Raw genomic sequence first — 13,203 nt, 5'->3', positions numbered from 1 at the left:
TTTTGGATTTGTTCATGGGACTTGATTGAACTAACCAGAATGAAAAAAGGGCTTTCGTTATTGATTGACAGTGACAGCTAAACTTGCTATAGTGAACTTGAAAATAAATAAAACCTAGATGAATGAGGTATTTTGATGAGTGTAGCAGGTATCTAACGTAGTAAGTTGAATAGCCAATAGAGCCGTAAGCTTATTTGGCATGCTTATAGATGATACCTGTCATTTCATAACCAACAATTCTATTAATGAGGGATGGGGCGCGTCTTATTTGAGATGTTCCTCATCTTTTTATTTTTCCTAGGTCTTATTTATTTTAGGACAGGTATCTCTTCAAAAAAGGAGAGAATATGAAACAAACAATCGATAAATTACAATTTAATCAAATCAAAGAAGAAGTGAAAAAACGAGCTATTGGACAATATAGCAAAAAGCGTATCGAAGAAATGACCCCGCAAACTAATCTACAGACAGTCAAAAATCGCCAAGAAGAAACAAAAGAAGCGCGACAAATCTTAGAAAGCCAGCAACACGTTCCCTTTATGGGATTGACACGGATTGATGCGTTGACTTCCCAAGTGAAAAAAGGCTTTTTACTGACACCAACTGAATTGATCGAGTATGCAGACTTTTTAAGAAGTAGTCGAATGATCCGTCGTTTTTTTGAAAAAAATCAATATCAAACACCCTTGTTGCATGTGTATAGTAAGAATATGCCTGATTTGTCGATGGTCGAAGAGTTGATCTATCAACAAATCAAGAACCAAAAAGTGAGTGATGAAGCCTCACGAAATTTACGGAAAGTACGAAAACAATTACAATTAACAGAAAAAGAAATCCAAGATCGTCTTTTAAAGTTTCTAAGACATCCGCATAACAAAGAAATGATCCAAGAAGCAATGATTGTTCAAAAAGGCGATCACTATACGATCCCAATCAAAGCTAGTTATAAAAATAAAGTGCCAGGCACGATTATTGAACAGTCAAATAAAGGAACGACCGTCTTTATCGAACCAACGGCTGTGGAAAAAGCAAGTATGAATTATCAATTGTTAAAAGCAGAAGAAATAGCAGAAGAATATCAAGTTTTAGCTTATTTGACTGGTGCTTTAGCAGAACAAGAACAAGCAATCGATTTGATTATCGAAACGATTACTAGATTAGATATCATTTTCGCCAGAGGGAAGTATAGTCGAGAAATCCATGGTGTGACACCACGGATCAATCAATCAGAATACATCAAGATCAAACAAGGAAGGCATCCACTGATCCAAGGGAAGGCTGTTCCGTTAGACTTTGAACTTGGTAATGACTATCGAGGATTAGTGATCACTGGAGCGAATGCAGGTGGTAAGACTGTCGTATTAAAGACAGTGGGGTTATTGACGTTGATGGCGATGTTTGGTTTACAGGTTCCGGCAGCCGAAGGAACAGAGCTAGCTGTTTTCGATGAGATTTTTGTGGATATTGGCGATCAGCAAACGATCGAGAATGCGTTAAGTACGTTTTCTGGTCATATGCAAAATATTGCCGAGATGTTACGCAAGGTGAGTAGAAATACCCTTGTATTACTTGATGAGATCGGCAGTGGCACAGAACCTAATGAAGGGGCGGCGCTAGCAGTTGCTATCATGGAAGCCATGTATGAACAAGGGGCACTGATCGTTGCAACTACTCATTATGGCGAAATCAAAAAATTTGCGAATGATCATGAAGATTTTATTCCAGCCGCAATGGCATTTGATAAAGAAGCATTGAAACCTAAATACCTTCTTCAAGTGGGGGAAACAGGAGAAAGCCAAGCGCTATGGATCGCTCAAAAAATGAACATGTCGCAAACCTTAATCGAACAAGCCCAATATTATATCCAGCATAAAGCTTATCGGACAACCAAAAAAGTGTTTCAGACAACGAAAGTAAACGTGCCTAGGACGAAGACACAAGTGCAGCAATTTTCGAAAGGGGATCGGGTATATTCTGCGGTCCACCAACAAGAAGCCTTAGTTTATGAAGATACAGCAGAAGAAACGGTTACGATTTTCTTGGATAAAGAGTTAATCAACGTCCCACGAAAACGTCTCACGTTAAAGATGTCAGCAGAAAAGTTATATCCAGTCGGTTATGAATTAGACCATTTGTTTACAGACTTTCAAACTAGAAAATGGCAAAGAGATCTAGCACGAGGATCGAAAAAAGCGCATAAAAAATTAGCCAAAGAAGCTAAAGAACGACGAGAAAAAAGAGACTAGGGGTTAAATGAAGACATTGTTTTAAAGAGGAATAGCCAATAGCTCTCGTCTTTTTTCGACAGTCGTTCCAGTAGTTTTTATGATCCAAGTATGTGAATAGCTAAATTGGAGTGTTACTCATAACTTTAGACAACGGGAAAAAATTGGCACTTGTACCGATTTAGGTTAAAATGGAACAAAGTTTATTTAGGGAGATGTCATGGATGAAACTGACTTCGAATTGGCGAAAAGAAATAGGAACGATCCCTAATCTTTTATCAATTTTTCGTGTGGTTCTTTTGCCGTTTTATTTTTACTTTGTTTTAGAGCAATCGTTTATGCTTGCCGGTATCTTGATTGCTCTATCAGGAATCACTGACTTTTTAGATGGATTTATTGCTCGTAAGTTCAACCAAATCACGGAATTGGGGAAATTATTAGATCCAGTGGCAGACAAGTTGACGCAACTGGTCTTGATCCTTTCCATGGCTTGGTATCGACCGATGATTTGGTGGATATTCGGTTTATTTCTGATCAAAGAAGGGTTCATGTTTTTTGCTGGTATCATTGGATTGAGAAAAAATGTGAAATTAGATGGGGCAAAATGGTATGGGAAATTAGCAACTGCGGTCATTTACGCAGGCATGGTGCTTTTACTGTTGTTTCCCGAACTTTCGGCGATCTGGGTAAATTGGATCTTTGGATTGATCACTTATAGCTTGCTTCAATCCTTTGTTTTGTATATCCGTGAATATCATAAACTATTGAATTAAGAGAGTAATGTCTCAAATACAAATAAAAGAACTCAAACCAAGGAAGTGGTTTGAGTTCTTTTACTTGATGAGGGGATGGATTTCCGCTCATTGTTTTAAATTCTGTAGGAGAACCTTGCTTAACTCTCGAAGCTAGTAGTCTTAAGGTTTGATATAAGCATAGCCTTTTTCTTGTAATTCAATGAGGTCTAAAATACCAGCTGGTACCACGATGACCTTTTCAGGCAAGGATTCTGTACTGATGTGATTGCCACGCAGCGCATTAGCACAAGCGTGGAAGGTAACCCCTAAAGCAAGAAATTCTTCATTTGCTGGATCAAGGTAGCCGGTGATGCCTTCACCGTTGACACTAACCACAATCGTCGTTTCAGGAGCGATTTTCAATAGGTTCTTGACGTTATTCATCGTTTCATGCCACTTTCTCGTTTCATCGATATGAAAAACAACTTTCATTTGAGTCTCTCCTTATTTTTTGATGATCAAGTTGATTGCTTGTTCCATTTTTTTGGCTTGCTCTTCTGCGCTGTTTTCTGGATGCTCCAAACAGTCTTTTAAGTTTTCTGCCACGATCATTCCCATGACACGATCAATGCTAGAACGAACGGCACTTAATTGTGTGATAATTGCCATACAGTCTTTCTCTTCTTCAATCATCTTTTGGATGCCGCGAATTTGTCCTTCTGTTCGTTTTAGTCGATTGATGATGTTCTTGTCATTGATTTCCATTTGAAAACCTCCTTTATGCTTCTAGTGAGATGATACCCTATGTAGGTATATTTTGTAAATAATTATGACGATTTAAAAAAGCCAGAATTTGAATAGTTGACAATTCTCTCTTTTTTGTGTTGAATATACCCCGTAAGGTATTTACAAAAATAAAAAAGGTGGAAATCAAGATGTCACTATTTCAAACAGTCAAATCAATCTCAACAGCGGAATTAAAAGAAAAATTAAATGGTTCTATTCAGTTGCTCGATGTAAGAACACCAGCGGAATACCAAGGGGGGCATATCAGACAAGCGAAAAATATTCCACTTCAACGTATTCTAAGTTTCAAAGGAAAACAAGAAGCGCCTGTCTATGTCATCTGTCAATCGGGAATGCGGAGCAAACAAGCTACGAAAGAATTGAAGAAAATGGGGTATGATGTTATCAATGTACGTGGTGGAATGAATCAATGGTTTGAACCAACAGTAGGAGGGAAATAAATGAAAATTGTTATTGTCGGCGGGGTAGCAGGAGGGATGTCTGCTGCTACTAGATTACGTCGTTTAAAAGAAGATGCTGAAATCGTCGTGTTTGAAAAAGGACCGTATGTCTCATTTGCCAATTGCGGGTTACCTTATTTTCTCTCTGGTGAGATCAGTGAGAGAGAGAATCTTTTGGTACAAACACCAGAATCATTGGCTGCTCGTTTTCAATTAGATGTGCGTCCCAATCATGAAGTCACAGCCGTTTATCCAGATGAAAAGAAAGTTGAAGTTTTATCTGACGGGAAAAAATGGCAGGAGAGTTATGATGTGTTGCTTCTTTCCCCAGGGGCAAAACCAGTCAGACCAGCTATTTCAGGATTAGCAGAAGCCAAAAATGTTTATACTGTTAGAAATGTACCGGATATTGATATGGTAATGAATGCTCTTGAAGAACAACCCAAAAAAGCTGTCGTAGTAGGGGCAGGCTTTATCGGATTGGAAATGGCAGAGAATTTAAAAAAACGTGGACTGGCAGTTTCAATTGTAGAACTGGCACCACATGTCCTGCCTTCTTTAGATGAAGAAATGGCGGTGCATATCCAAAATGAACTCATTAAACAAGGCGTCCATGTCCAAACAAAACGTTCTGTCACTGCTTTTGAACATGGTGGCAAGCAGTTACGCTTGGATGATGGCACAACGATCGATTCTGATTTAACGATCCTCTCAGTAGGTGTTCAGCCAGACAGTACATTGGCAAAAATGGCTGGACTTGAAACAGGGCTGCGTGGGGGGATCGTAGTCAATGAACACTACCAAACAAGTGATCCTTCCATCTATGCGGTGGGAGATGCCATCGTTGTCAAACAACAAATTACAGGTGCCGATGCGTTGATTTCTCTTGCTTCTCCTGCTAACCGTCAAGGGCGACAAGCAGCAGATAATATAGCGGGAATCGTTCGTAACAATCGAGGAAGTCTTGGTACGTCAATTGTGCGGGTCTTTGACCTTGCTGCCGCTTCTACTGGATTAACAGAAAGAATGGCCCAACAAGCCAACTTACCTTTCTCAGTAGTCCATGTTTCTGGGAAAGACCATGCTAGTTACTATCCTGAAGCTACAGATATTTTGTTAAAACTGATCTTTCATCCTAAGACAGGTGAAATCTATGGCGCACAAGGAGTCGGTGCCAAAGGTGTTGATAAACGAATCGATAGTTTAGCCACAGCCATCAAAGGACAACTAACGATTTTTGATTTACCGGAATTAGAATTTACCTATGCGCCACCTTTTGGTTCTGCGAAAGATCCAGTGAACATGTTGGGATATGTGGCCATGAATGTCGCAGAAGGGCTAAGCGAGACGATCCAATGGCATGAATTGCCAGAAGCACTTGCACAAGGAAAAATCTTACTCGATGTTCGTAATGAAGGCGAGTTGCAAAACGGTGCTTTTAAAGATGCGCTGAATATTCCTTTAAATGATTTACGCTGTCGATTGGCGGAATTAGACCATGAGAAAGAATACATTGTCAGCTGTCATAGTGGACTGCGTAGTTACTTAGCAGAACGTATCTTGAAACAAGCAGGCTTTCATGTCCAAAATCTCGATGGCGCCTTTGCTTTGTATCACGCTGTTCGTCCAGAAGACTTGATTTATCCAGAAAAATAGAGCTTTGCCTTGCATTCTTAGTAAAATGGCGCTAGACTGGTTAGTTCTACTACTTCGAATCAAAGGAGAATGTGTATGGTCAACACACGAAATTTAGAAGAAGCCTATCTAGCGTCAGTTTATCGGCAATTACTAGAAAAGCAGGAAGAGTATCAGCAACTATTACAAGAAACCAGTGCGTACGGACGGGATTCGTTACAAACGATGTCCGAAGATATTCGGATCAATTTTGATAGTTATTTAGACAATCTTGATACGTATTCACTGATTGAGATGAAAAATCGCGAAATCGATCAATTGAATCTCAAGATCCAATCAGCTAATGAGACTTTGAAAAAAATCGAACGGCTATTGATGAGTCCCTATTTTGGGAAGATCGAAATTGATTTTTTAGAGGAAGAAGCACAAGGAAAAAACAGTCACGAAGCTTTTTATATTGGGACGGCTAACTTTACCAATGATGAAGATGAAACCTTGGTTTATGATTGGCGTTCGCCGATTGCTTCTCTTTTTTATAACAACGATTTAGGTCAGTCTTCTTATTTAGTGAATCAAAACCAAATCGAGGTAATGATCCATGAGCGACGTCAATTTATCATCAAAAAAGATCAATTGCTCCACTTTTTTGACACCTCGGTAGCAATCCAAGATGATGTCTTACTTGATGCTTTAGAACAAAGTGAGACGTCAGAGATGAAGGCAATCACGGCTACGATCCAATCCGAACAAAATACGATCATCCGAGACACTACAAGCCAAAATATCTTAGTCAATGGCGTTGCAGGCAGTGGGAAAACCTCAACGATCATGCAACGAATTGCTTATTTGCTTTATCAATACCGAAACCAACTTTCTGCGGATGATTTGCTGATTTTGTCACCGAACCATCAATTTATTGATTATATCGGTAAGGTATTACCTTCGTTAGGTGAAAAAAATCCGTTGAATATCACGATGCTTCAGTTGGTGGATCAACTTTTTTTAGGGAATGTTGAGTCAGAAAAAGCTTATTTTCATCGGATTACGCAGACGGATGTGGATGACCAGACAGCAGTTCTCAGAAGTCAGGCATTTATGAAGCAGATCGAGCAAGCGACCTCCTTGTTTACTGAACAGGCTGATTGCTTTTTAGCGATCAAAAAGAAGGAAAAAATCGTGATCTCAAAAGAAGTGATCAAAAAAATCTATGATAGCACGCCCGATTACCCGAATCTAAGAGAAAAACTTCAAGCGACTAAAGACCGATTGTTGCGCTACTGGGAAAAGCAATTGCTGAAACAAGCAGGTAGTGACGCCATTAAAGATCAATTATTATCCTTACCAGAAGAGATGCAACAAAAGTATTTCCAACAGTTGATCACCGATGAATCGCCAGAGAAATTAGTCAGTTATGGCAAACAATTGCTTCAAAGAAAATATCGAACAGTAACGAAACAAATCAAACAGATGGCGTGGGTCGATGAACAATTTTTATTTGAGGAGATTTATCAAAGTTATACTGGGAATAAGTATCAGCGAACAACTCCTTGTACATTAGATGAAGCCGTCGCACGTTTGCATGTACGCCATCTGCTGATCGAAAAAATCACCCAAGTCAAAAAGTTCGTGTTGATCGATGAGGTGCAAGACTATACGAGTGCGCAACTTTTGCTCTTGTTAAACATCTTCCCCAACGCTCGCTTTACACTCGTAGGAGATGAAAATCAGGGGATTTTTAATTCCACGACTTCTTTTGAAGCAATTGAAAGCTATTTTTCAACGGCTGGACGATCTGTGACGAGATATGATTTATTGAATAGTTATCGTTCAAGCGGGGCAATCACGACTCTCTTTACCCAATATTCAGGGGAAAAAGAAAAGATCGCTATTGTTTCCGTTCGTCCTTATGGGGAAGAGCCGGAATTTGTGACTGCAGCGACTTTCGATCAGTGGCTCAGTCAGGTCAATGAACGACAACAGCACACGGGTGAACAATTAACAGTCATTACGTTGGAAGAACAGCAAGCCGCAATGATACAACAAAAAGTAGAGCGGAACAACCAGCTGAACATCCAAGTACGCCCATTGAGTCTTTCTAAAGGACTCGAATTTGATCACGTACTGATTTATCTAACAGCTGAACCGAATACCCCACGTGAAAGAAGGCAAATGTACACGGCTATATCTCGAGCAATGAAAACTGTCGTTATTTCTTTGGTAACAGATCAATAGAGAAAAAAACAAGTTATCTTTAGTGAAACTCGCTAAGATAACTTGTTTTATATTTTTATTATTTTAGTTATTTTAATTTATTAAGAAAACCTTAACGTCAAGATCAAATCTCATACATATTTCAAGAAACAAGCTACTATTAAATAAACAAATTTAAATAAATACAATAAAAGTAAAGTATAAGTAAGGTCTAGTTGGTCATTTTGATGAATTGTTCGTCTAGCTGTCATCATCAAAAAATGTAAAGGTTTTTATAAAAGGGGACTAAATTTATTTTTTAAAGGTGGGAGAAAAATGAATACTCGAATAAAGCGTGAAGAAGTAGCAACTCTTTTGATTAAGGATAAGTTTTTTGCCAAAGGAAATCGACGGTTAAAAATCAAGCAATGGATTGTTGCGATTCTAGGATGGTGTGGCGTGATTTTTCCATTTATTTGGGTAACTATTTCGTTTCGGGCTTCAATGAAAGGGAGAGGATTACAATGGCATTCGTTTCCGGAAGAACGAAAAACGTTTTCTTTTTTGTTGCTATTTTTAGCGGTTGCTTTTTTAGGCTTTGTTCTTTTATTCTTATTCATGACCCGTTGGAATAATCGTCGTTACCAGACGATGCTAAGAAGTGAAAAAATGTATGATGAAGAAAAATTAGAAAAGCGTCGAGATATTTTAGAAACGGAATTCAGCATGCGCTTTGGACCTAAGGAAGAGCGTGAAGCGGTTTGCTATTACGTAGTATCAGAAGAGCAAAATCTTGAAAAAGATTTGATCGAAAACCTCTACAAAAACGAGGGGGTCGAACTCTAATGGTCAGAGTCATTCATACAGGTAATGAACTACTGGATTTTGTAGCTACGATCATTTATTTTATCCTTGTTTCTTACCCAATCCTTGGTAGTTTTGCATGGTTTATTGGGGTATTATGCTATTCGTTTTTATTTAAATATAAGCACATTGATTGGGCGGAGATTCCGACAGAGGTCGAACCATTTATCACGATCATGGTACCAGCCCACAATGAAGAAGTGGTGATAGAAGACACAATCGATTATTTAATGACAAAAATCAATTATGGGAATTATGAAGTGTTAGTGACAGATGATGGTTCAACGGACGAAACCCCAGCAATATTAGCTCGTTTACAAAAAAAATACCCCAAATTACGAGTGATCCGCATTGATAAAAATAAGGGGAAAGCTCACGCATTTGATATTGGGATGGCTTTTGCCAAAGGTCGGTTGATCTTAAGCAATGATGCGGATACGGTACCTGAACCAGATGCTTTGTCAAATTATGTGAATTACTTTATTCGCCCTGGTGGTAGAAATATCTCTGCTGTTACTGCCAATATGGACGTGAAAAATCGTACGTCTTTACTTGGAAAATCCCAGACTGTTGAATTTTCGAGCATCGTAGGGATCATCAAACGAACACAAGCAGGTGTACTTGGCGGTCTTTATGCGTACAGTGGGGCAAATACCATGTATCGAAAAGACGCATTGATCGATGTTGGCGGCTTTCGTCAAGATCGGGCAACAGAAGATATCAGTATTGCGTGGGATCATCAGTTGAATGGCTGGATCTCGGTGTTTGCGCCAACCATCATATTTTTTATGGAAGTTCCAGTAAGTTTACCCATGCTTTATCGTCAGAGAAAACGTTGGGCAAAAGGGGGGACGGAAGTCTGGTTGACGAATTTTAAAAAAGTCCTCTTCCATCCTTTTGAAAATATCGGCAGGACGTTCATGTTTATTGATCAAACTTTTAGTATTATTTGGTCGTTGTTCTTTTGTATTTCATTTTTCGTTTTTATTATTTTAATGGGCATTTATCTTTATCAAGGAAATTTTGAACAAATCTATCGGACATTGACGATTAGTTTTCTGTTTGTTTGTTTCGAAATGATCTCAGGCATCCTTCAACTGATTGCATCTTTGGTGGTAGACGATCAAGGAAGAAAATTGAAATATATGTTATTTGCCCCATTGTATATGTTGTTATTCTGGATGGTCAATGCGATCACTATCATGACGACCTTTATCCCAGCAATCAAAACGATTTTAGGATACGGAAGCGGCACATGGAAAAGTCCAGAACGAAAAAGTGAATGATGCAACTGAAAAGGACTAGCAAACAAGTGACTGTAGCAGAAGACGAAAGCCGTCTTTTACTACAGTCTTTTTGGTTACATAACTAACTAAATGATCTTAAAAAAACAGCTAAACGATCCCTGGAAACCGTTTACTAACTGTTTTTTATAATAACCATTATAATGTTTAATATAAACATAAAGGAGGAGATAATGTGGAATTGTACTATCTGACGGGGTTGTTTTTAATAATTATATTGTTGTATTTGTTGGCAAAAAAATATGATTTTGTCAAACAGCTTTTTTCAAAGATCACGATTACTTTTTTAGCTGTTTATTTGATATGGCGCTTGTTTTATACCATACCAATAGATAGTTCTGTTTCTTTAATATTTGGGATCATTCTTTACATTGCAGAATTTATCGGGTTATTTGTCTACGGTTTTTTTATTTACCTATTTTCGAATAAATTGTCAAATGAACATCTCTATGAGGCCTATGACGAGAGTTTTCAACCAAGTGTTGCGGCGTTTATTTGTACGTATAACGAAAATAGTAAATTAGTGATCGCCACGGCTTTGGCTGTCAAAGCGTTACGATATCCCAATAAAAAAATATATATTTGCGATGACGGTCATCGTGAGGAATTAAAAGAGATGGCAGAACGTTTTTCCATCGGTTATTTATCACGAGAGGGCAATGAGCATGCGAAAGCTGGCAACATCAACTATGCACTCTCACAAACGACTAGTGACCTCGTACTACTATTGGATGCAGATTTTATTGTCAAAAAAAATATCATTTTTGAAGCCGTTAATTATTTCAAAAATCCTAAAATGGCACTCGTTCAATATCCTCAAACCTTCTATAATAAAGATCCATTTCAGCTTTTAAGAAATTCCTTTTATAATGAGCAAGAATTATTTATGCGCTTTTTGGAGCCAGCTCTTTCTCGAGAAAATGCCCTGATCCATATCGGGACAAATGCAATTATTAGAAGAAGTGCTTTAGAAGAAATCGGTGGGGTTCCAACGAATAGTATTACAGAAGACATGGCGACAGGGATGTTGTTACAAAATGCCGGTTACGAGACCCTCTTTATCAACAAGGCTTATGCATTGGGAATTACCCCTTATACAGCGAAAGAACTAGCTTCTCAACGCTCTCGTTGGGCACAAGGTACGAAGCAGATTTTTGACCACTTCAAGCCACGAAAGTTAAAAGGATTGTCATTGATGCAAAAATTATGTTATTACAACTCTTATTTGTATTGGTTTACTTCTTTCCAGAAAATTATTTTTTTATTAGCTCCTACGCTGTTTATGGTTTTTGATATTTTTATTGTAAGAAGTAACAACCATCAATTGTTACTATTCTTTTTACCGCCGTTTGTTATGATCACCTTATCCTTTAGGTTATACGTGCCTAAAATAAGAAATCTAACGAGTTCTCACATTTATGACTGCTTTGTGGCACCGATCCACACAGGAGCATTATTAAAAGAATTTTTCAAACCACAAAAGAAATTCAACGTAACGAAAAAAGAAATTGTCGGGAGTAACGCATTTGATTGGCGTACGGTGTTCCCGCATATCGTTCTTTTTTGCTGGATTCTTTTTGCTTGTATCATTGCTTTTTACCGATTGATTCGTGGGGAAGGCTATGAATTTGGTTATATTGTTACGTTAGTATGGTCAGTCTATAATCTTTATGGCTTGTTTTATGCCATCACGATCGGTAAAAACCGAGATATCGAAAGTGACAGTGAAGCATTAAGTATCACAGTCAATCGTCAGTTATCCTATGATTCGAAAATCTTTGAGATGTATCAAATGAGTTTTAATGGCTTTCGGATCAGAACTGGTGGGGAATCATTCATTCCGGGAGAAAACTATATGTTTGTTGATCAACAACAAGGGTTACAGATTACTTCAGTGTGTCGAGAAACACAGGAAGCTTACACCACTTTCTCATTTGAAGATTTGACCCCACAATCAGCGGAAGAACTAGCGAGTTATTATAGTGACCAGCTGAACGCTGCCAAACAACTAGAATTTGATATGGAAGATGATTTAGTAGAAAGCTAAAAAAGAAGAATCACTCGCTTTTCAAAAAAGGCGAATGATTCTTTTTTCATTTTTTATCAGCTATTCAAGACTTCTCCACAGGCTCGACATGTACATCTGTTTCGTGGACTTGGAATTGTTCAAATAAAGTGTGTTCAATCAAATCAGAAATATCATGACTTTCTTTGACAGTCAAATTAGGGTCCATGGTAACAGTGATATCTACATAGGTATTGGAACCATAAGTACGCCCTTTGATACTCTTCACGCTTTGGACTTCCGGGATGTTATTGACTGCTTGTTTGTAGCGCTCTAATTTTTGTTGGTCAAAGCCATCAGATAAAGAAAAGGAGCTTTCTCTAAAGATATCAACCGCTGTTTTTAAAATCAATAAACCCACGACGATTGCAGCGGTGCTGTCCAACCAACCCAAATTGAAGGAGGCCGCAAACACTGCCACGGCTGTACCGATACTTGTCCACGCGTCACTAAGATTGTCTTTCGCAGCAGCTAGTAAACCTGGACTATTGACTTTCGTGGCTAATTTTTTATTAAAGAGATAAACCCCGTACATGATCAGCGCTGAGACAATCCCAACAATGGCTGCGGTCATATCAGGTGATTCCATTTTTTTGTCAGTAATCGAGAGAATCGAAGAGTACAAGACTTCCAGACCAACCAATAACATAATAAACGAAGTGATTAAACTCGCAATATTTTCGGCTTTCCAGTGACCATAACGGTGTTCAGTGTCCGCAGGTTTGCGTGAGATTCTCAAACCGATCAATACAGCAACCGAAGCTAGGATATCCGTAAAATTGTTTAAGCCATCTGCTCTTAACGCTTCAGAATTTGCGAGATTCCCGATAGTCAACTTCAGTATCGAGACTACGATATAAGCGACAATACTGATGATTGCACCTAATTCTGCTTGTTTCAATTGTTTATATCTGTCTTTGTTCACACATTTTCACTCCA

The 13,203-nt window shown here is 38.4% G+C and carries 11 protein-coding genes; 8 read left to right on the top strand and 3 right to left on the bottom strand.

The features are described from left to right. The first annotated feature begins 347 nt into the window (after positions 1-347). Together AB3I12_RS09380 and AB3I12_RS09375 are read left to right on the top strand one after the other, a co-directional pair. On the top strand, positions 348-2,246 hold the full coding sequence (locus tag AB3I12_RS09380) for a mannonate oxidoreductase (RefSeq protein ID WP_063627591.1): 1,899 nt from the start codon (positions 348-350) through the stop codon (positions 2,244-2,246). 203 nt (positions 2,247-2,449) lie between these two features. Next, entirely contained in the window at positions 2,450-2,998 is a 549-nt protein-coding gene (locus AB3I12_RS09375) for a CDP-alcohol phosphatidyltransferase family protein (protein ID WP_063627590.1), read from the top strand. Positions 2,999-3,139: 141 nt separating this feature from the next. On the opposite strand, the gene AB3I12_RS09370 is transcribed toward AB3I12_RS09375, so the two are convergent. Next, on the bottom strand, positions 3,140-3,451 hold the full coding sequence (locus AB3I12_RS09370; protein ID WP_010720957.1) for a DsrE family protein: 312 nt from the start codon (positions 3,449-3,451) through the stop codon (positions 3,140-3,142). Positions 3,452-3,463: 12 nt separating this feature from the next. Then, on the bottom strand, positions 3,464-3,724 hold the full coding sequence (locus tag AB3I12_RS09365; protein WP_010737033.1) for a metal-sensitive transcriptional regulator: 261 nt from the start codon (positions 3,722-3,724) through the stop codon (positions 3,464-3,466). 170 nt (positions 3,725-3,894) lie between these two features. Between AB3I12_RS09365 and AB3I12_RS09360 the strand changes: the two genes are divergently transcribed. The 6 genes from AB3I12_RS09360 to AB3I12_RS09335 all read left to right on the top strand — a co-directional run bounded on the left by AB3I12_RS09360 (position 3,895) and on the right by AB3I12_RS09335 (position 12,246). Continuing rightward, complete coding sequence (locus tag AB3I12_RS09360) at positions 3,895-4,206, top strand: rhodanese-like domain-containing protein (RefSeq protein ID WP_063627589.1); 312 nt, start codon at positions 3,895-3,897, stop codon at positions 4,204-4,206. Then, complete coding sequence (locus AB3I12_RS09355; protein WP_063627588.1) at positions 4,207-5,862, top strand: FAD-dependent oxidoreductase; 1,656 nt, start codon at positions 4,207-4,209, stop codon at positions 5,860-5,862. A gap of 75 nt (positions 5,863-5,937) precedes the next feature. Beyond that, positions 5,938-8,073, top strand: coding sequence for a UvrD-helicase domain-containing protein (locus AB3I12_RS09350; protein ID WP_063627587.1), 2,136 nt, complete (start codon positions 5,938-5,940; stop codon positions 8,071-8,073). A gap of 294 nt (positions 8,074-8,367) precedes the next feature. Continuing rightward, positions 8,368-8,877 (top strand): hypothetical protein, encoded by a 510-nt coding sequence (locus AB3I12_RS09345; protein WP_010737037.1) that lies wholly within the window; start codon positions 8,368-8,370, stop codon positions 8,875-8,877. Further along, on the top strand, positions 8,877-10,181 hold the full coding sequence (locus tag AB3I12_RS09340) for a glycosyltransferase (RefSeq protein WP_063627586.1): 1,305 nt from the start codon (positions 8,877-8,879) through the stop codon (positions 10,179-10,181). The genes AB3I12_RS09345 and AB3I12_RS09340 overlap by 1 nt, the downstream gene beginning before the upstream one ends. Before the next feature lie 193 nt (positions 10,182-10,374). Beyond that, entirely contained in the window at positions 10,375-12,246 is a 1,872-nt protein-coding gene (locus tag AB3I12_RS09335; RefSeq protein WP_063627585.1) for a glycosyltransferase, read from the top strand. 64 nt (positions 12,247-12,310) lie between these two features. Here the strand turns inward: AB3I12_RS09335 and AB3I12_RS09330 are convergent, their stop codons facing one another. Next, on the bottom strand, positions 12,311-13,189 hold the full coding sequence (locus AB3I12_RS09330) for a cation diffusion facilitator family transporter (protein ID WP_063627584.1): 879 nt from the start codon (positions 13,187-13,189) through the stop codon (positions 12,311-12,313). Positions 13,190-13,203: the final 14 nt, after the last annotated feature.

Source organism: Enterococcus sp. C65 (genome assembly GCF_040887165.1).
GTDB classification, from domain to species: domain Bacteria; phylum Bacillota; class Bacilli; order Lactobacillales; family Enterococcaceae; genus Enterococcus_B; species Enterococcus_B hirae.
This window is presented reverse-complemented; position numbering and strand designations above follow the sequence as displayed.

Excerpts from the sequence above, each read along its gene's own strand:
- AB3I12_RS09380 (WP_063627591.1), top strand. The coding sequence starts at position 348 with ATGAAACAAACAATCGATAAATTACAATTTAATCAAATCAAAGAAGAA.
- AB3I12_RS09375 (WP_063627590.1), top strand. The coding sequence starts at position 2,450 with ATGAAACTGACTTCGAATTGGCGAAAAGAAATAGGAACGATCCCTAAT.
- AB3I12_RS09370 (WP_010720957.1), bottom strand. The coding sequence starts at position 3,451 with ATGAAAGTTGTTTTTCATATCGATGAAACGAGAAAGTGGCATGAAACG.
- AB3I12_RS09365 (WP_010737033.1), bottom strand. The coding sequence starts at position 3,724 with ATGGAAATCAATGACAAGAACATCATCAATCGACTAAAACGAACAGAA.
- AB3I12_RS09360 (WP_063627589.1), top strand. The coding sequence starts at position 3,895 with ATGTCACTATTTCAAACAGTCAAATCAATCTCAACAGCGGAATTAAAA.
- AB3I12_RS09355 (WP_063627588.1), top strand. The coding sequence starts at position 4,207 with ATGAAAATTGTTATTGTCGGCGGGGTAGCAGGAGGGATGTCTGCTGCT.
- AB3I12_RS09350 (WP_063627587.1), top strand. The coding sequence starts at position 5,938 with ATGGTCAACACACGAAATTTAGAAGAAGCCTATCTAGCGTCAGTTTAT.
- AB3I12_RS09345 (WP_010737037.1), top strand. The coding sequence starts at position 8,368 with ATGAATACTCGAATAAAGCGTGAAGAAGTAGCAACTCTTTTGATTAAG.
- AB3I12_RS09340 (WP_063627586.1), top strand. The coding sequence starts at position 8,877 with ATGGTCAGAGTCATTCATACAGGTAATGAACTACTGGATTTTGTAGCT.